The sequence below is a fragment of the Pontibacter pudoricolor genome (assembly GCF_010092985.1).
In the GTDB taxonomy this organism is placed as follows: domain Bacteria; phylum Bacteroidota; class Bacteroidia; order Cytophagales; family Hymenobacteraceae; genus Pontibacter; species Pontibacter pudoricolor.
On the sequence record NZ_CP048106.1, the window covers coordinates 1,393,702 to 1,413,248 of the forward strand.

General features: G+C 46.6%; 11 protein-coding genes. 3 read left to right on the forward strand and 8 right to left on the reverse strand.

Annotation, left to right across the window (positions count from 1 at the left end; all coding sequences use genetic code 11):
• Nucleotides 1-8: 8 nt before the first annotated feature.
• The 3 genes from GSQ66_RS06045 to GSQ66_RS06055 are packed head-to-tail and all read right to left on the reverse strand — an operon-like array spanning nucleotide 9 to nucleotide 2,482.
• Nucleotides 9-659, reverse strand: coding sequence for a lipid-A-disaccharide synthase N-terminal domain-containing protein (locus tag GSQ66_RS06045; RefSeq protein WP_162426636.1), 651 nt, complete (start codon nucleotides 657-659; stop codon nucleotides 9-11).
• The gene (locus tag GSQ66_RS06050; protein ID WP_162426637.1) at nucleotides 646-1,395 is read right to left on the reverse strand and encodes a glycosyltransferase; all 750 of its coding nucleotides are present in this window, start codon (nucleotides 1,393-1,395) and stop codon (nucleotides 646-648) included. Before GSQ66_RS06050 ends, GSQ66_RS06045 begins: the two co-directional genes overlap by 14 nt.
• Nucleotides 1,396-1,426: 31 nt before the next feature.
• Nucleotides 1,427-2,482, reverse strand: coding sequence for an NAD-dependent epimerase/dehydratase family protein (locus tag GSQ66_RS06055; protein ID WP_162426638.1), 1,056 nt, complete (start codon nucleotides 2,480-2,482; stop codon nucleotides 1,427-1,429).
• 626 nt (nucleotides 2,483-3,108) lie between these two features.
• On the opposite strand from GSQ66_RS06055, the gene GSQ66_RS06060 reads away from it, so the two are divergent.
• The gene (locus tag GSQ66_RS06060) at nucleotides 3,109-3,777 is read left to right on the forward strand and encodes a TlpA family protein disulfide reductase (protein WP_238395836.1); all 669 of its coding nucleotides are present in this window, start codon (nucleotides 3,109-3,111) and stop codon (nucleotides 3,775-3,777) included.
• A 282-nt stretch (nucleotides 3,778-4,059) separates the two neighbouring features.
• Nucleotides 4,060-4,464, forward strand: a complete 405-nt coding sequence (locus tag GSQ66_RS06065) for a hypothetical protein (RefSeq protein ID WP_238395837.1) — start codon at nucleotides 4,060-4,062, stop codon at nucleotides 4,462-4,464.
• Between the two features lie 435 nt (nucleotides 4,465-4,899).
• Here GSQ66_RS06065 and GSQ66_RS06070 read toward each other — a convergent pair whose 3' ends face one another.
• Nucleotides 4,900-7,533, reverse strand: a complete 2,634-nt coding sequence (locus tag GSQ66_RS06070) for a BamA/TamA family outer membrane protein (RefSeq protein WP_162426640.1) — start codon at nucleotides 7,531-7,533, stop codon at nucleotides 4,900-4,902.
• 39 nt (nucleotides 7,534-7,572) lie between these two features.
• Here GSQ66_RS06070 and GSQ66_RS06075 point away from each other — a divergent pair, with 39 nt between their 5' ends.
• Nucleotides 7,573-7,911 (forward strand): hypothetical protein, encoded by a 339-nt coding sequence (locus GSQ66_RS06075; RefSeq protein ID WP_162426641.1) that lies wholly within the window; start codon nucleotides 7,573-7,575, stop codon nucleotides 7,909-7,911.
• Between the two features lie 325 nt (nucleotides 7,912-8,236).
• Here the strand turns inward: GSQ66_RS06075 and GSQ66_RS06080 are convergent, their stop codons facing one another.
• From GSQ66_RS06080 to lnt, 4 genes are all read right to left on the reverse strand, one after another.
• A complete protein-coding gene (locus GSQ66_RS06080; protein WP_162426642.1) occupies nucleotides 8,237-9,412 on the reverse strand; it encodes an OmpA family protein in 1,176 nt (391 codons plus the stop codon).
• Between the two features lie 17 nt (nucleotides 9,413-9,429).
• Nucleotides 9,430-10,422, reverse strand: a complete 993-nt coding sequence (locus tag GSQ66_RS06085; protein ID WP_162426643.1) for a PorP/SprF family type IX secretion system membrane protein — start codon at nucleotides 10,420-10,422, stop codon at nucleotides 9,430-9,432.
• Nucleotides 10,423-10,427: 5 nt separating this feature from the next.
• Nucleotides 10,428-16,508 (reverse strand): glycine-rich protein, encoded by a 6,081-nt coding sequence (locus tag GSQ66_RS06090; RefSeq protein ID WP_162426644.1) that lies wholly within the window; start codon nucleotides 16,506-16,508, stop codon nucleotides 10,428-10,430.
• Nucleotides 16,509-16,596: 88 nt separating this feature from the next.
• A complete protein-coding gene (gene lnt / locus GSQ66_RS06095; protein WP_162426645.1) occupies nucleotides 16,597-18,168 on the reverse strand; it encodes an apolipoprotein N-acyltransferase in 1,572 nt (523 codons plus the stop codon).
• Nucleotides 18,169-19,547: the final 1,379 nt, after the last annotated feature.

Below are 19,547 nucleotides of genomic sequence, written 5' to 3' on the forward strand. Positions count from 1 at the left end.
AGTTAAAGCTAGTTCGTAAGGGTTTGAGAGGCGTCTTGTTTCTGTCGGCTTAAGATCAGGTTACGGCTATATGCAACTATACCAAAAGCCTGGCCTATAAACAGCACCGGGTCCAGCCGTAAAATGGCATACAGAATGATCATGCTGCTGCCAACCAGACTGAGCACCCAAAACCCCTTCGGCAATACAGATTCCTGCAATTTTTCAGAGTAATACCACTGGTAAACGAAACGTAGCGTGAATACAACCTGCCCCACTCCACCCCATGCTATAAGGGAGCCGGCTACCGTGGAGTGTTCCCAGATGTATTCCAAACTATAGATGTCTCCGAACATCAGCCAGAGCGTAGCCACCAGCGGAAATCCTGAAGCAGGCCAGCGCACCCACCACGGCAGCTTATCCCAGGCATTTTTGAGGTGCAGGTTCCGGATATAAATGAAGTAAGATAGTACCTGCCCTCCCAGTATGACAAGATCATTGCGCAATACACCATATATCATTAGCAGAAAAGAGGCCAGTAAGCTGCACGTCCAGAAAGAGGTAGGCGACAACACTTTACCGGCCCGCTCCGACTGAATCCACTGCACCAGGATGCGGGAAGAAAAAAGCGCCTGCGCCACTAAGCCCGTTCCGTAAACACCGATTTCAAAACTGCTCATGCCTCTCGGTAACTTTATGGACTCCCCTTTCGGCAACTGTATAGTTTATGTATCGCCTGCGCATCCACCTGAAAGCAAACGTATCGTTCAGCGGTCCCCAGAGCCTGTTAAGAAGATGGTATTTCGCTGTGCCGGCATAACGCTCAAAATGCTGTACAGGCACTTGTTTTACTTTTCCGCCCTGCAACTGTATGAGCGCCGGCAGAAATCGGTGCATGCCATCAAAAAAAGGGATTCGTTTGGCATAAGCAGCTTCCATTATTTTCAGCGGGCAACAGGTATCCTGTATGTTATCGTCAATCATCAGCCGCCGGAAGCTATTGGCCACTTTGGAAGAGATCTTTTTTACAGTTGTATCTTTTCTCTTAGCCCGTATGCCGTTCACCATCTGGTAAGCAGGCAGGTACTCAAAGTATTTTATAAAATCCAGAGGAGAGGTCTGCAAATCAGAATCTATGTAACCGATGTAGGTGGTATCGGCAGTATCTATACCGGCTTTTATAGCTGTGCTTAACCCATAGTTCCTGTCGAAAGAAATGAAACTATAGTCAGGTTTAAGAGCACATACCTGCCTGATCTTTTCCAGGCTGCCATCCGTGGAACCATCGTTTACAAATAAAACCCGGGCCGGTATCGGCGACTGCTGCAGAAAAGCATCCATCGACTCGCAGAAGCGCTCCAGGCATTCTATTTCGTTGTATACCGGTACAATTATAGTTAGGGTATTAGCTTCCATAGGCTTAAAAAATCAACCTGAGTAAAAAAAATCACATCTCCATAGCTCCTACTTTTGACGAATGGTGGTATAGTTTGAACCATTGCACAAAACGGTCCAGTCCGGCCACAAGAGAAGTCTCGGGTTTATAGTTGATCTTCTCTTCCAGTTCCTGTACATCAGCATAGGTAGTATACACGTCTCCGGGCTGCATGGGCTCCAGCTGCAGCGTAGCTTTTTTCCCGAGCAGGCGTTCCAGGGTGGCTATCAGTTCCAGTAAATGCTCGGGATTATTGTTGCCGATGTTATAAAGCTTGAATGGAACTATAGTTTGGGCGGATGCAGGCGGATGTTGCAGTAATTTTACAATGCATTTTGCCACGTCTTCTACATAAGTAAAGTCGCGCTGCATTTCCCCGTTATTAAAAACACGTATGGGCAGGCCTTCCATAATGGCCTTTGCAAAACAATAATAAGCCATATCGGGTCTTCCCCATGGCCCGTACACAGTAAAGAACCTGAGGCCGGTAGTTGGTATGTTATATAGGTGGGCGTAACTATAGGCTAAAATTTCATTCGCTTTTTTTGTGGCGGCATACAACGAAACAGGGTAATCCGTACACTGATCTGTTTTAAAAGGTATTTCTGTGCTGTGACCGTAAACAGAACTGGAGGACGCGAAAAGTAAATGCCCGGTTGTAAATTTCCTGCAACACTCCAGCAGGTTCATAAAGCCAACGATGTTGCTGTTAATATACGTCTGCGGATTTTCTATACTATACCGCACGCCGGCCTGTGCTGCCAGGTTAATTACGATATCAAATCTGTAGGTAGCAAATAATTGCTGCAGCCCTTCTGCATCCGTCAGATCGAGTTGAATAAAGTTTAAATGAGGGTTTTTATAGTTGCAGACAAGTTTATTGTAGCAGATCTGTGCCTTTTCAAATCCCTGTACCTCCAGCCTGGCAAACTTTAATTCAGGATCATAAAAGCTGTTAAGTACGTCCAGCCCAACTATAGTGCAGCCTGTTTTCAGGAGTGCCGCTACCAGGTGATGCCCGATAAAGCCGGCACTTCCGGTTACCAAAACCTTTCTTTCATCCCACATACCTTCCAAAACTGAAAAAATATAAAAAGGCAACCAGGCTGTTAATCCACCCGCGAAAAGGAAATTTAATAGACCTGGGTAGTCTACAATTTAACTCCTATCACACAGCAAAGTTTCAAATAATTGCCGAAATAATTATACGGTACCTGGTTAGCATTTACCTCACTGATTATAGTTTACAATCTTGATGAGACAGAGTTGTTTTAATAGCCAGGCTATTTCATGCTGCAGGAAATACACTTTGCCTTCGCTTGCATCCCGCGAGTGTGAGCGACCTTTGGCGTCCCCCCACTTCACAAGTTATTGAACTGCTGTTTCAGACCTTAAAGCCCGGAACAGCTATATTATTTAACCCAAAACCACTACGACCAGAGTCCGCTAGCAACTCACATTCCCGACCCGCTAGTGAGGGCAAAAGAGGCAAAGTGAAGCATTAAATGGCACAGCCCTGGCAGGAAAGTTATTAATTACTGGCTAGCCTAACGTGGCTGCACGTTTTGCACCGCTATAGTTAGCGTTTGCACGATCATCGGCAGATAAAACAATACACACAGCTATTTTGTAATTACGGAAAATAGGTACAACACCGATAAATCAGCGGCAGAGGAACAGATCTTTAGTTAAATTTGAAAAGAATCCATTTTATCCGGAAGATCACTAACATGAATAATAAGTTTTCACTGAAGCAGATACCCGGCTGGGCGGTAATGCTTGGCATATTTGGTATCTTATATTTAACCGGCCTGCACACCGAAGCTATCGGGCAGGTGCAACGTTTGCTCCTGGCCACCGGCATCAAAAATGCAGATGTGCCGGAAACCCTGCAAAACCCAGATGCTAAAGCCGTAGTAGATGCGGCGGCAGTAGCGAATACAGAAATGGCTGGCGCAGGTTTTAAAATGGTGGACCTGCAGGGCAAGCAGGTAGATTTTGCAAGCCTGAAGGGCAAAGTAGTATTCCTGAACATATGGGCTACCTGGTGCCCGCCTTGCATTGCCGAAATGCCTAACATTCAGAGACTATACGACAAAGTAGGATCTGATAAAATCGCTTTTGTGATGCTTTCCGTGGATGAGGCAGGTATGGAGAAGGTAAAGAAATTCATTGGTAAAAAGGGCTATACTTTCCCGGTGTATATGCCAGCCAGCCAGTTTCCGCAGGAGTTTTACTCAAATGCTATCCCTACTACCTTTATCATTTCGCCGGAAGGTAAAATTGTCGCCAAACAGGAAGGTATGGCCGACTACGACACCAAAGAGGTACGCGAGTTTCTGCAACGCATGACAGGCGAATAAATGCAGGTTGCTACTTAAGTAAACTATAGTTAAAAGTACAGGGCGATAAAGGAGAGCTTACTTACGGAAGGCTTCCTGAACGAGGCAAATCATGGTTTACAGAAACTTAATGCATCTACCTTTAGCGGAAAACACCTGATTAAATGTACCATAAATAGCCACCCGGCGATACTAATTCTATCGTTATATAGATTCCAGCCTATCTATTTATTGCCTATATTTACAGCAGTCATTAACTAAACTAAACACATGTATACAGGACTTCAACATCTACATTCTTACATGAGCTACCTGGTTCTGCTGGGTCTGCTTATCAGTTTTGTGGCAGCGCTGGCCGGGTGGCTGGGTAACAAAACATTTACCGATAAAGACAGAAAACTAGGTCTGTTGGGCCTGATACCGGTGCATCTGCAATGGGTAATCGGTATAATCCTATACTTTGTATCTCCGCTGGGTATGCAGAACTTTTCGGGCGAGGCCATGGGAGACTCTGTTTCCAGACTTTACATACTGGAGCACCCGCTTACCATGATCATTGCCGTTATCCTGATCACAGTGGGTTACTCACGTGCCAAGCGCCAGATCGGTGCCGGCAACAATGGCTTCAGGAGCATCGCTATTTTTTATGGCATTGGCCTGTTACTTATCCTGAGCCGTATTCCTTGGAACGCGTGGCCGGGCAATTAAGCTAACCCATCTATAAACGCAGAACAGCCGCTTTGCCCGTAACAGGTAAAGCGGCTGTTTTTATTTTGCATTAAGCCCAGTTGAGTTGAAAACACAACGCTCTCGTAAGCCACAGGTTAAAAATTTAAGGCTGAAACAGGAAATTAAACCGCCTTCACTCACCCCAACGGTATAGTTTGCCAGACTCAACGGCACTTTTGTTAGCCTATGAGCTAATTTTGAAAAAGAAAGGGACACGATAATACGCTCTGACTTTGGTACTGCCTATAGTTGGGCTCCGGCTAAATTGCCTGAAATATTTTAGCTACAATCAACACATGCATTTTAGCCTGCCATGGAGATCGGTACATACGGAATCAAAAACAGGAAATTTCGGACTATGGCATCGATTTTATCTTAAATGGGTACAGACATGCTTTGCCATCTTACACCAGATCAGAACCGGAAACCGACCGATACATACGGTAAAACATCCTCTTCCGACACACCCACCACTCCCTGTAGCAGGATCAGCTTGGCAGGAATAAGGTAAAAGCCTCCTCCGAAACCGTCGTGCCACTTATCCGAGTTTTCGCCCTCTGCCCAAACCCGACCTACGTCGTTAAAGCCGATCAGGCCTACTGAACCGGGGAACAGGTAAGAAGAGAAATCAAACAGCTTCAGACGTAATTCCAGGTTGTGGTAGAGCATGCTTTCGCCGGCAAAACGGAATTTGCGGAAGCCGCGCAGGTTGTTGTGCCCGCCCAGGTAAAGTAGCTGGTAAAAGTTCGGGGTTCCGATGGTAGTTCCGCCGCCAATACGGTTTGCGATCACAAATTTACTGCTGCCCGTCAGGTTAAGGTAAAAGCTGAGTTCCGATAAAGCCTGCCCGTAACGCGACTCATCCCCTCTCAGCTCCTGCATGCCGGTAAGGCTGGTATTCCAATACACTCCCTGGGTTGGGATCAGGGCATCATTACGGGTGTCCAGCTCGAAGCCTGCCACCAGGCCAGCCGAAAACTGCCTGGCGAAAACATCTTCTCCGGGGTTCTGCTCATGGTAAATACTGATGAACCTGCCTGTATTGTCATCCACGTCGTTGTTGTAATTCTGCGCAGCAAGGCCCATGTTCACCTTAAAGTGCTCTCCCAGGTTACGATGCAGCTTTACCTGCGAGGTAATGAAGTCGTACCGTGTACGGTAGAAGCGTATAGGCTTGTCACCTACTTCGATAAATTCTGTTTCGTTGCCTAACCCGAAAAAATTGCTGGTGTTGTTCGGTGCCCGCCCATCCACATCAATGCTCAGGCTGGTCTTTCCAAATACATCGGTGAAATAACCTGCGTATTGGAAGAACGTGGCATTGGTCGCCAGCGCATGCCCCAGCATAACTCTGTGGCGCGACGCAAACGGCTCTTTCCGGAACCCGTGACGGGTGTACATAAAGCCAGCCCCGAGAAACACGCCATCATCCAGGTTGTAACCGGCAGTTACCTGTGGCATCAGGATGTTATACTTGAAGGACCGTGGATTATAGTTGTTTACGATGGTGTCTGCTGCCGTGCGAAGGCGGGCCAGACCAGGCTTCGGAAAGTGATTCTCTTCATCCGAACGGTCGTAAATGTAGAGCTTGCTACGGTTCCGAAAATCCTCCTGCACTGTAAACGTATCAGCTCCGCCCCCGCCAATTACCCGTACCTTGATGGGCGATTTGCTTCCCCCTGCTACTGAAAACACGTCTTTCCCGCCACGCCCATACAGGCGGATCTCTTTGGTAATGCCTGGAGTGAACGTTCGCTGGTACAGCAGTCGCCCCTGGCTGCCGTCTTTTTTGATGTCGTAAACGTTTACGGCAACTATGCCGCCATTGTCGTACTTTACATCAAAATGTTCCCCTTTATTCGATGCCGGAATGTCCACATCTCTGGATAAGAACTCAAAGTAGTTCAGTGCATTCTTTGGCAGGCTATTGCGGCGGGCTTTCATTTTTGCAGCAATTTCCTTCCCTGTTTTTGCATAGATAGTTGCAGGCATGCGGCGCACAGCTTCCTCAATCAGTTCGTCGGTGAGTGTCTGTTGTACATAAGCTATCTGCTCTTTCCAGTCCTGCTCTCTCAAACCAGCCAGGAACATGCGATCGAAGTAGCGGGCATTAAAATTGAACCCGTTCACATCTCGGATTTCAGCGTCGAACCCCTGGAATTTGGGCATGATCCACTTCCGCGAACCTATCTTCGGAATGATTCCCCCGTTGGTGAAGAAGATCTGGTCGCGGTCGCGGGGAATGGGCAAGTATAAATCACCGATCTCGTCTTCTGTTTCCACCCAGCGCCATTGGTCTTCGTGACGGTCCCAGTCGCCGACAATAATGTCCAGCAAACGTGCCCGCAGCAAAAGCTTTTGGTCAATGCGGTTATCATTGTCTTCTTCAAGCTTCTCCAGCACTTTCTCCGTGTCGTCAGTATCCTCTGCTTCCAGGGGCTCTCGTTCTTCGAACAGGTATACCTGGTTGGCAAAGTCCTTCCGAAATTCACCCAGTGCCGGGTCGTCTGGCAGGAATACGATCTCAGGGTTGGCATGCGGTATATCCAGGGCTTCGGCCAGTGGCGGCACTACCAGGGCTCCAAATGGATGAGAGGCAGAAATCTGGTCCTGCACAATGGTTTTAGCTACCGTTTCCCGCAGGTTTTCCGGAAGGGCCAACTCCGGATCTTTCTGTATAGTACGCAGGACCCATTCGTTTCCGTGAGGGTCCTGCAGGCGTAGCGACTTGGTCTGCTGTCCTCCTCCCTTTTTCAGAATTTTCATGCCGCCGTGTTCCTGCTCCAGGTGAAACACCCGCATTTTCACGGGTGTTGCCCACAGCTTACGGTAATTTTCACCAAACCACTTGCGGTGCGATTTGCTTACATCGTCGTATTCCGGAGCAATTGCCACAGTGATGCTGTCACTCACTGCAACCTGGCTGCTGCCTGAAGATGCCTCCACCTGTGCATGTGCGGCAGGAGCTCCGCAAAAAAGCAGGCTGAAAAATAAGGTACTTATCAGCTTTACTTTAGTATGTGTGGACTGTATAATGGTTTCTTTCATTAGTTCGGGCTATAGTAGATAGCAACACCTGTCTTTCGTTTGATAAAGATCTTATACATACACCCTTACACAGAAAATTTTCAGCAGATGGTACCTGCAGTTTTTCAGTTCGGGTTCAACCCTGTCATTTGTCAGACGATGGTGTTTATGCTTGTACCGGAGCTATCGTTCCTACGTTTCTGTCACCAGGTGGCTGAAATGCACAAGGATTTTATTCAGGTTGGTGGCCGTCCATTTCCTTTCGGCCAGGCCATGAGCTTCCAATACACGGAATCATACTTTAACCAGCCAATAGAAGTTGCAGGAGCTGTAAAACAGCTATCTTTCGGAGCGGACTATTTTATACCAGAATACTATAAAACAAGAACTTACAGGTAATTTATATTTCGTGCTGGAACACACTTTTTAGCATAAAGGATTTACCTTACCCGGGCGCATCTGTAAGTACCATTCGGCTTTTAAAAGAACTGATTTTCTTTGACATCACAAGTTGGACGTTTTTCGGTTTCCGTAACATCTCCCAAGCTTGGCAAATGTAATAGTGCATCCGAAAGCTCTTTGTTGAGAGATATAGTTCGTCAAGCTCCTTTCCTTCATTGGCCGACTAACGTAAAAAAGCCGCTTCTCTTTTTTATAGAAGCGGCTTTTTTATGATTATTCCTCTGAGAAGCATGTTGTTACTTCACTTTTCCTTTCGTACCGGTTATTGCATGAGGTAGAGTTCTGTTTTTCGGTTGTCTTTGCCTTTCTGGTCGCGCACTTCGTGCTCCAGGGTGATGACAAACTGCTTTTTAGGGAAATACTTCTCGATGTGGTGCTTCACCTGCAGGGCCCGGTGATGGCTCACATACTCCTTTGCCTGGGCCGTGCCATAGCCATCCGAGTAGCCTTTGACCACGAAGGCAGTGCCTGGTGGCTGCTGGTTTAAGAACCTGGCCAGGGCCGACACTTCTTCCAGGTTCAGGTAGATGCTGTTAAAGGCATAAAATAACTTCAGGCCCGGAGCAGCGGCTCTTGTTTTCACGGCCGGCGTAGTGGTTACTTCCTCTGCAACAGGCACCAGGTCCGCTTCCCCTTCTTCGATAGCCGGGGCAGGCTTTTCCAGCAGGTAGGCCGTGTAAAAGTAGTCCTGCTCCCTGGAAGCAGAAATCCACATCTGGCGCTCTGCCGCTTTTTTGTAGTAGGCATTATAGCTGCCGGCCACATTGATGACCGGAGCCAGCTTAGTGGCAGCACCCGCCCTGCCGGCAGCCAGATCCAATGGAGAACTATAGTTATAGGCTACCGCTTCTTCCTTTCGGGAAAAGTAAAGCGTGTCGTTGGCCATATACGGGGCAAACTCTGCCTGGCGGGTATTCACCGCTTTGCCCAGGCTGCCGGGCTTGCTCCAGCGGTTGTTTTCCCACTTGCTCACATACAGGTCTTCGTAGCCCTGCGAACGGCCCAGGTCTGCCGCTACCAGCAGCGTGTTCTTGTCTTGTGAGAGGAACAGGCCCAGGTTACGGGAATGGTTCTTTAGTTTGGGCAGTTTACGCTCCCCTGTTCTTTCAAAGCTTCCGTCCTTTAAAGTATAGAACGCAAGCATCTCCTGGTTGCGGCCATTCTTGTGGTACACATAGAGTTCGCCCTTACCGCCTCCGATCACCGCATTCAGCACCCCGGTGTTCAGCGCCAGCTCCTTTTTAGAGGTTTCACTTCTGCCCCGCTGCTCGGAGTAGATAAACTGCCCCTGTGCTTCTTTGAGGGTATAGACCAGCAGCCCGTTTTCCAGTAATATAAAATCGGCCAGCTCGGCTTTGGTTTGCTTTAGCTCCACCTGTGCCCGGACGGCAGTAGCGCCTGCCAGTAAAAAGGCGACCGTATAAATTATCTTCTTCATTGTCTTTTTTCTTCCGCTTACCACATCGTTACTTTTTTGCCATACTTCGGATACTTCACCGCCAGCAGGTTATAGATGAGCATGAGCTCGTTGGTGGCTTTATCCAGGTACCGGGCATCCGCCGTGGGCACTTCGTACACATACCCCAGGCGCAACTGCTTCAGCCTTACGCCCCCCTGCAGCGAGTAGGCCAGGTCCCGGCGGTAACCCGCTCCCAGCCACAGCATGTTCTGGTATACTGCCTTCACCTGGCCTTCCATGGTCTCTTCCAGCTTTGCATCGTAGCGGTACAGGCCATTCACCACCAGGCCGACCTGCTCTGAGAGGGCGGCACGGTAGCCGGCCTGCACCACGTGCTGCCGGGGAAAGCTGTTGGCCAGGTAATCGTCCCCGGTAGTCATTTTACCTTTCAGGATGTCCTGCATCGCGTAGCCCAGGTAGAAATTCTCAGCTGTCAGCACCAGGCCCATGTTCAGGTCCAGTTTGCCTACCTTGCCACTCTCCCCCTTAAAGCCCTCGAACTCCGGGTCGCCTTCCTGGTCCATCGTCAGCTTGCTGGCATCCAGCTGCTGGGAGCTGTAGGTGGCGGCAGCCCCCCAGCGCAGACTCAGCTTCTCTGACAAGCGCACGCGCGTGCCGTAGCTCAGGTGCAGCTGCGTTTCGGTGAAGGGGCCAAAACGGTCGTTTAGAACAGCCAGGCCGAATGCGTGCCTGGCGCCCAGCTGGCGGTTATAGGTGTCCGTTTCACTTGTTTGCAGCAGACCATCCTTCTTCCACGATGCCAGGTCGGCCAGGTCCAGCTCGGCGGAGGCAAAAATGGTTTTGGGCGCGTCTTCAAAGCCCGTCCACTGGTTGCGGTAATAGGTCTTGAGCATGGAGCCTTCGTAGCCGGTCAGGGCCGGGTTAAAGTAGTGCTGAAACAGCGAGAAGTTGGCCACATGCTTTCTGTTCTGGGCACTTGCCCCCAGCACAGAAGCCACCAGGGCGATGGTTAAATATATCTTTTTCATTTTGATTACTTTTTAAGAATGGTCACAACACCTTTTTTCACCAGGTTGATGTCCCGTACCTGCACGATGTAGAAGAAAGCCCCCTGCAGGACCTGCCCGTTTGCGCTGCGTCCGTCCCAGGCCATTTCCGGATCCGTGGTATGGAACAGGCGTACGCCCGAGCGGTCAAACACTTCCACTTCCACCTGGTTGTAGAAGCGCAGCTCAGGGATGCTCCAGCTGTCGTTGATGCCGTCACCGTTGGGCGAGAAGGCATTCACGATCTTGAGTTTATCAACCGCCACGCCATAGTTTCCTTTGGTCAGGGTAAACGCTTTTTCAATCGTGTTCTGGTAAGGGTCTGTGCTGCGCACCCGGAAGCTGAAAGTAGTTTTACCGGACAGGCCGTTGTTTGACTTCAGGTATACCTTATCGCCCGAGATCTCAAACAGGCTGTTGTCGCTATCGCCGCTGCCGGCTACCAGGGTATATACAAACTGGGTATCATCCGGGTCGGTGGTCGTAAGGGTGCCGATCACATCGTCTGCCTGCACATTTGGGGCAAAGGTAGTCGCACTGAAGGCCAGTGCCGTCGGCACTTTGTTTGGCTCCACAACAACGGTGATGGTCGCTGTTTTGCTGCTTTGGTTGGTCGTGTTTGGTGCAGCAATAAGCTGACCGCTTAGCACGTAGGTGCCGGCCACCAGGCCATTGTAAGTGCCCGCTGCCCACGTGACCCCGATCGCTTCCTGCTCTCCGTTGGTGTAAGTGACCGCTACAGTGGCCGGAAGCGGCACACTGGCAAAGGCTGTCCTGATCGGCACGGTGATGGTAGCAAGTGTGGCCACCGAAGCGATGTCCTGGCGAACGGTGACTGTCTGGGTCGCCGTCGTTTTGTTGCCAGATGCATCGGTTGCCGTCCAGGTCACTGTGGTTGTGCCTGCCGGGTAGTGCGTTGGCGCATCGTTGGTTACATCTATAGCTGCAGCATCGCAGTTATCAGCCGTAACCGGCGTTCCCAGGTCTACGTTGGAAGCAGTCGTTTTGCCGGCATCCACGTCTACTACCACGTCTGCCGGGGCCGTTATCGTTGGGGCGATGTGATCCACGATGGTAACTGTAGCGGCAGCTATGGCTGTGTTACCGGCTTTGTCGGTTACAGTTAAGTTAACCGTGTTCTCACCCAGGTTGCTGCACCCAAATGTATCCTTATCAAGCGTCAGCGTTGCAACACCACAATTGTCAGTTGAGTTATCGTTCACCTGCGCTGCCGTAAGGGTTACCGAACCGTTTGCATCCAGTTCAACGGTAATGTTTCTGGCAAGGGCCGTTGGCGCGATCTCATCAACTATAGTTACTATAGCCCCTTTTTTAGCAACGTTGCCGTTCACATCCGTTACCGTTAAGGTTACCGTGTTCTCTCCCAGGTGAGCGCAGCCAAACTCCGCTTTATCGAGTTTGTAAGAGGCAATCCCGCAGTTGTCGCTAGAGCCGTTATCGATCTGAACTGTTGTTATAGTAGCATTACCTGTAGCATCAAGCGAAACCGTGATGTTTTGGGTAAGTACTACCGGAACCAGATCATCCACAACAGTTACAGTTGCTTTTTCAGTGGCTACGTTGTCATAAGCATCTGTTACAGTCAGCATAACTTCATTCTCGCCGATGTTCGAGCAATCAAAAGCTGCTTTGTCTATAGTTAATTTTACAGACCCGCAAACATCTGATGAGCCGTTATCTACATCTGCTGCTACTATAGTTGCCTTGCCAGCTGCATCCAGTTTAATGGTAATGTTTTTGGTAAGGGCTATCGGGGCAATCTTATCTTCTACTGTAACTATAGCCGTTTTGGTAGCCACGTTGCCGTTGTTATCGGTTACGGTCAGGGTTACAGTATTGGCACCTATAGTTGAACAATCGAAAGTCGTTTTACTCAGGCTCATGGATTTGATTCCGCAGGCATCAGCGCTTCCGTTGTTAACTTCGTCTGCCGTTATAGTTGCGTTTCCAGCAGCATCCAACTGAACTGTTATGTTCTGCGTGATAACAACCGGAGCAACTTTGTCTTCTACAGTAACTATAGCTGTAGTGGTGTGCGTGTTTCCGCTCTTATCGGTTACTGTAAGTGTTACCGAGTTCTCGCCTACGTTGCTGCAATCAAAAGCTGTTTTAGATATAGTTAACGTAATATCTCCACATGCATCAGAAGAACCGTTATTAACCTGGGCTGCAGTTATAGTTGCGTTACCAGTAGCATCTAATTGCACAGTAATATCCTGAGCGATAGCCACTGGTGCAACCTTATCTTCTACAGTTATAATTGCTGTAGTTGTAGCCACATTCCCTGCTTCGTCAGTTGCGGTTAAAGTAACTGTGTTGGTTCCTAAGTTGCTGCAATCGAACGTAGTTTTAGAAAGTGATAAGGTAACTGATCCACAAATATCCGAAGAACCATTATCAACCATTGCTGGTGTTATAGTTGCTGCACCATTCGCATCAAGCTGAACCGTTATAGCCTTCGCTATGGCTATTGGTGCGGTTACATCTTTCACTGTAACTATAGCAGTTGCTGAAGAAGTGTTTCCATTTACATCAGTTACCGTTAACGTTACCGTGTTTGGACCAACATTATCGCAGGTGAAGCCTGTTTTATCTAAACTATAACCTTCTGCAGGTATAGAGCAGTTGTCAGTAGAACCGTTATTGATCTGTGCAGCAGTTATAGTTGCAGCACCCGTAGCATCAAGGTTAACTGTGATGTTCTGGGTTATTACAGTTGGTTTCTGCGTATCGGTAACGGTTACATCAAAGCTGGTTGTAGATGTGTTGCCTACAGCATCAGTTGCTACAAATGTGTTGGTAGTTGTACCTACCGGGAACAAGGCGCCAGAGGCAAGACCTGCTGTCTGGGTAACAGTTACCGTCTTGTTTTCCCAGGATATTACAGCGATACCATTGCCTGTGCGGCCTACCATTTCACCCCCTTCATGGTTTGGCATAGTAGCGTTACCGGCTATAAGCTCAGCTTCATTCATGTAGTATTCAGAAGTTGGAGTGTAACCTGCAGGCTTGTAAGAGTCTGCTGTTAACACATACCCAGAACCACCAGAAGATGTCGGCCAGGTGCTTACGCCTCCGTACCAGCCACCACCGGCACCACCGTTAGCAAAGCCATCACTACCTCTACCACCGCCATTCCAGCCACCAACTGAACTGGTATTACTATAGTTGTTATGATTTCCAAAGCCAAAAGAGCCGGGTATTGCTACACTGTAATTAGAAGCACCTCCGGCTGTTTGAGAAGCTCCGATTATGTTAACACCTTGTGTAGTAAAAGATGGAGCATTAACACCTCCGCCATCATTGCCTACATTACCGGTTGATGAGTCTTCATAATTTCCGCCGTGTCTTCCACCTCCGCCGCCGGCAACAATAATTCTGGAATATAACCCTGCGTTATCGTTCCAGGCACCACCTACTAACCTAATATCAGTAGCACCTCCGCCACCAGTTGAACCCCAATATGATGTTGAGGCATTTCCTGTACCCTGACCACCTACATATATATAAAGAGTAGTACCAGCTGTTAAAGTGACTTCACCTTTAGAATAACCGCCCCTTCCCCCAAACTGAGAATTAGGGATTTGAGTGTCATTACCACCTTGTGAACCCCATGTTTCCAGAATATATTTCCCGGTTACCGGAACTATAAAAGTCTGTACACTTCCAGTATAGCTGAAAGTTTGCTTATCAATTGCTCCGGCACTGATACAATTATCAGTAGCAGCCGGTATAGTATAAGTAACTAATGCGCCACATTTATCCAGATCAGTATCTTTCGTGATCGGAGATACTGCTGCGAATACTGGGGCGGTTTCATCCTTTACAATTACCTGTTGGGTCTGTGTTGCAGTATTGCCCGCTCCATCAGTGTAAGTCCAGGTAATGGTATAAGTACCCTGCTCAGTGTATTCTAAAGGATCTATAGTGGTACCGGTAACCGTACCAGACACATTATCGGTAGCGGTCGGGGCAGTTACGGTTGCTGAGCACTGTCCTGTTATGGTTGGCAGTGTAGCTATAGTTGGCACAGGCTTCTCATTATCTGTTACCGTTACCAGCTGCGTAGCGGTGGCTGAATTGCCTGCCGCATCAGTCACCGTCCAGGTGACAGTGGTATTGCCAACCGGGAAAGTAACAGGCGCATCATTGGTTGTACTGGCCACTGAACAATTATCAGCTGTTACAGCAGTTCCTAACGCTACCTCTGAAGCTGTATTTTTACCGGCATCGGTGTTAACTGTTACGGCTACAGGAGCCGTTATAGTTGGGTTGATCTTATCAGCTATAGTAATTGTTGTAGCTGCAGTGCTGCTTCCGCCTTTACCGTCTGTAACAGTTAAGGTTACATTAGTAACACCTACGGTATAAGGTCCCGCTGGCGAAGCTGTAAATGTTAGAGCATCTCCATCTATATCCGAAGAGTTATTATTAAATGCGGACGCTGCAATTACTGCCTGGCAATTTGCATCTGCATCTGCAGTTAACGGTTTGGCTGCAGCAACCGGCGCATCATTTACAGCAACTATAGTTACATTAACTGTCGCTGTCTCTGAGTCTGAAGAGCCGTTATTTACATTATATGTGAATACATCGGTGCCATTTATGTTAGTTGCGGGCGTATAAGTAAAAGCACCGGTAGCAGCATCAGTTAGCGTAAGCGTGCCTTTAGTTGGTGCTGTAACTATAGCATAAATAAGCGCATTTCCGCTTTCGTCGCTACCTGCCAGTTTACCTGTGTAAGCAACATCTTCATTTGTACTAATATCACCTGCAGTTGATGCTAGGCGAGCTGCTGCCAGGTCCATGTTATTGAGAGTACCATGATTAGCGTTAGCAGTTGCATCGTAAGCAATAGTACCTGTAGTTTCATCAAAACGCCAATAACCTGCCAGGCCGGCTTCGTTACCATTCAGGGTAGTGGCCCCCAAAGTTTTAATTTCTTCAACAGTTAAAGCTTTTTTCCAGAGCGATACGTTATCGATCTGGCCGTTAGCAAAACCGCCATCTGCGTTCATATAGGTACCAATACGAATAGGCGCGCTGGATGCAGAAGATGTATAGTTTACCGTTCCGGACCCAACAAGCACACCATTCGCATAAATTTCCATTTTGCGCTGGCCGCTAACATTGCGCCTTACAGTAGTAACCTGTACCCATTCCCCTACTTTATAGGCATCTTCAGTACCAATCCAGGTCCAGCCCCAGCCTAGTTTATCTATACCGTAAGTAAATTTTCCGTCACCTGCTGTAAGCCAGTATTGCATATCGCCGCCGCCAGCAGGTCTGTTGAAGAGACCTGCTGTAGCCATGCTATTGGCTTTAAACCATAACGAAACAGTAAATTCTGTTTCAGAGTCGAATTGATTTGAAGCTTGTGAAGGAATTTCAACGTAATCGTTTACACCGTCAAACTGTAGGGCATTGCGATAACCCGCAATTGGTTTGGACTCGGGAGTAGTAGAATAAGTAATAGAAGGTAAAGTGTTTGGTGTACTTATTGAAGGATCATCAAGTTTAAAATAATATTTACCATCTACAGCTGCTGCCGTAGGTTTTAATACCCATTCAAATTCCCTAACATTCGTCTCGTCATTAAACTCCAAATAACCTTCTGGCGTAGTGCTGTCAATCACCTTACCAGGCACATAGGGCACTCCGAAGTCTACGGAAAGTTGCTGCGTTGTACCCGTACCGCTTTGCACACCAGTGCTCGCATCCAGCACAAAATGCTCGCCGTTCGTAGAAGTAGAGGATATTATACTAAAAGGGCCACTCGCGCTCGTCGAATAACTGAGGCGGTTATCAATTGAATTCCCAAAATTATAATTATCTGGATTGGCGGTTGATGACACCTTCATGCGCAAACGGATGTTCCCATCCGCAGCATTTACAGTCACCTCCTGGTTTTCATTTCCCTTCCAGGTGGCACTGGTTTCTGAACCATTGTCATTTCTCCATCGCCAACTACTCTGCGTCAGCGTTGGACCAGCTACTACATCAATGAGCAAGCAGCTGAAGAAAAAGAACAGTAAAAGTTTTTTCATTTTAATTTGGCTAAAAATTGATAGATAATATGATAATGCTGTTTTTATGATTCGTGATGACTACTTAATTTATCTGCTTCTTCTTTGTTTAATGCGCTAAACCTGGGGCTACACCCGGAGATTTAAATAGCCTGATAAGCAGCAAAACAACAGATGCTGAAAAGATAAAATATAAGAAATGATGGTAGTTAAGAGCCGGTATTTGATTTGGGTAAATAGTAACCTGCTGTACACTACTATAGTCAGATTGAAATTGGGCTCCAATGTCACCATTTGCGCGAATCACCCCGGAAATACCCCTGTTATTGTTGATCACTAAATCTTTTCTTGCTTCAATTGCTCTCAACCTGCCGTTATAGAAATGCTGCCTGGTAATAAAGAAATCTGAAAACCATCCATCATTACCTAGATTTATAAGAAAAGAGATCTGGTCAGAGGCATATCTGCTTACCTGAACAGGCACAGCCGATTCGTTACAAAGCAATACCCCCGCTTTACCCCAGGGTGTTTGTATTGCATTTTGTCTTTCTCCTTCCTGAACTATGAGTCCGCTACCAGAAAGAAAAGGCAGAATTAAGCATCCGTTATTACTAAAAAGCGGGGATTCAACAAGTGTAAGAAGTTCGCCTTTGTCGTAGCGGGCCTGTACGCTACCGGATGGATTAAAAAAATAAGCAGAGTTGTAAATAGCATTGTTACCTGGAGAAACTGCCGTACTCATACCCAGCATAAAATGGGTGTTAGTTGTTGCTGTTGTCCTGCTAATTTCTTTCAGAAAATCGTCGTCTGTACTATAGGACCAGGGAATAACTGTTTCGGACCATAAAATAAAATCGGTACCGCTAACTGCTGCCTGATTGTTTAAGGATAGTAACTTTTGTACTAATGCATTACCATTCTTTTCATCCCATATAGTTTCGGGTGGCAAAGACGGGAGAATTAAAGTCGCACTTACTTTTGAATTGCTTGATGCAATAAGCTCATCAGAAATGCTACTGTACATAACCACTCCAACTATAAAATGAGCAGTCATCAGAAAAACTGGTATTAGTAAACGTTTCCGATGATTGGTATGAATGGCGTAACTAAGAGTATAATTAACTAATACAAGCAGGAATGACAAGATATATACACCACCTAATGCTGCAGGCTGCACCAAAAACAAATTGGCGGCCTGAGATATACCTATACTATAACTCATCCAGGGCATACCGGCAAAAAGAACAGCACGTATCCACTCAACTATAACCCATACCGAAGCAAACAAAAAAGCATTACTAACTGCTCCAATTATAGTAGAGTTTGAAAACTTTATTTTAGTATAGATGAAAAACTGAAGTGCGTAAATACATCCAATTATCAAAGCGGCAAGAAGCCAGCAGACTACACCTAACAGTATACTACTCTGTGCATATTGATAAATGGCAGGAACCATCCAGTAGTTTAAAATACCTGCTGAAACACCTCCGAAAACAAACCCTTTATAAAAAGCCTGTTTAGCTTGGTTTATGTTTAAAAGAGAAAGGAAAAGGAAAGTGAGTGCAAACCAGGCAATAAGATAACTTACAAATATCAATGAAATACTTGTGAGAATTGCTGATGAAATTACACATGCGTAACTGTAGGTCGCACAGAAGGTATGTAGCTTTTTTAAGACCATCTTTCAGTTATGCATGCTAATGGGCTTTGTTTAAAAAGAGGGCAGCAATTCGTTTCATAAACAGGGTGTAAAGGTTTGGCTATAAATTGAAATTAGGTATTGAACAAAGCTGAGCTTCAACTAAAAGCTGAAGCATTTCTATTTTTATTGTTTTCCTTAGTAGTGAAGGGGCGGAAAAAGGAGTATGTGTGATTTGTGTAACACATTTAATAACATAACAAAACACCAGACAGCTGAATAACAAACTCTACCCCAAATTACTTATATACTATAGTCTGGTTTCTGAAAGAGTTAGCGAAATAAAATTGCTGAAAATTAGAGTATTTTGATCTTGCTGCAAGTTACAGGTTGCAATAGTGACCTTTTTATAAAGAGTTGTACTAATTTGTCTCGTATTGAAAACGGAGACAAATTAAAAATACGAAGCTATGTTTTATTTGCATTCTGGCTTATAAAGAAGTAAATATAGTATAGCAGTTAAATTTAATGTTGGAGAGCATAAGCGCATAAGTTGATGCGTTAATTCACTTTGCTGCCTGGACCCTCGTATTCTTTGAGACTGATGCCTTCCCTCTTTTTAAATGCCTTATAGAAACCACTGCGAGAAGGAAATCTGTCTGTAAGCCAAGGCTTCTATGGGATAGCGCTGTAAGAATTCTTCTTTCCCTAATTGAGCTTTAAGTAAGCGAAACAGAATGGATAAAGATGTTAAAGCTGATTTTAGCAAATGTGTTAATTGCTTAGAATAGTTTGTAGGCAGGAATAACAACCCATGCAGTAAAGCTATTTTCTTTAAAGCACGCTGTGTCCTGCACATGTAGCGTTACCTGCTGCAACATTGTTGCAGAGTCATAGTCTAGATCCTTAACCTTGTCCTGTTTTTAAATACGGGAAAGTGTTTCCGGTTTCGTATTCAGAAAAGATGCAATCCAGCGGGAGCCGGTCAAAAAACCATGGCTTAGAATTTAGAAAATGACGGTAGCGCTCTCTTGCGTTACCCATACGAATTAAGTGCGTCCGTTCCTGTGCGTCGCGGTAATAGCATTCGTTTAAACTGCCGGATAATATATTTGAGATTAAAAAAGTGCTAATACCAGCTTTGAAGCATATTTATATGAACCCCTAAGACTAGTGTTGGCATGACTGCAACTATAGTTTCCCGAGAGAGCTGTCCTTCTTATAGCCCTGACAAAGAGCTTACAAATTCATTTTCTACTGAAATGGACGTGGTTATCTTTTTTGATTTGTGAACGGAGGAAGCCATTAGCGCACCTTCAGTTATTAAATACACATAATTGAACTTCCCACCTAAACAAAGCAGATGCTGGCCTTCCTCTAACTGAAAGGAAATTGCATGACTGTGAAATTCTTTCTGGAGG

Bases quoted from the DNA above. Each gene is read 5' to 3' on its own strand.
- GSQ66_RS06045 (WP_162426636.1), bottom strand. From the start codon at position 659: ATGAGCAGTTTTGAAATCGGTGTTTACGGAACGGGCTTAGTGGCGCAG.
- GSQ66_RS06050 (WP_162426637.1), bottom strand. From the start codon at position 1,395: ATGGAAGCTAATACCCTAACTATAATTGTACCGGTATACAACGAAATA.
- GSQ66_RS06055 (WP_162426638.1), bottom strand. From the start codon at position 2,482: ATGTGGGATGAAAGAAAGGTTTTGGTAACCGGAAGTGCCGGCTTTATC.
- GSQ66_RS06065 (WP_238395837.1), top strand. From the start codon at position 4,060: ATGAGCTACCTGGTTCTGCTGGGTCTGCTTATCAGTTTTGTGGCAGCG.
- GSQ66_RS06070 (WP_162426640.1), bottom strand. From the start codon at position 7,533: ATGAAAGAAACCATTATACAGTCCACACATACTAAAGTAAAGCTGATA.
- GSQ66_RS06080 (WP_162426642.1), bottom strand. From the start codon at position 9,412: ATGAAGAAGATAATTTATACGGTCGCCTTTTTACTGGCAGGCGCTACT.
- GSQ66_RS06085 (WP_162426643.1), bottom strand. From the start codon at position 10,422: ATGAAAAAGATATATTTAACCATCGCCCTGGTGGCTTCTGTGCTGGGG.
- GSQ66_RS06090 (WP_162426644.1), bottom strand. From the start codon at position 16,508: ATGAAAAAACTTTTACTGTTCTTTTTCTTCAGCTGCTTGCTCATTGAT.
- lnt (WP_162426645.1), bottom strand. From the start codon at position 18,168: ATGGTCTTAAAAAAGCTACATACCTTCTGTGCGACCTACAGTTACGCA.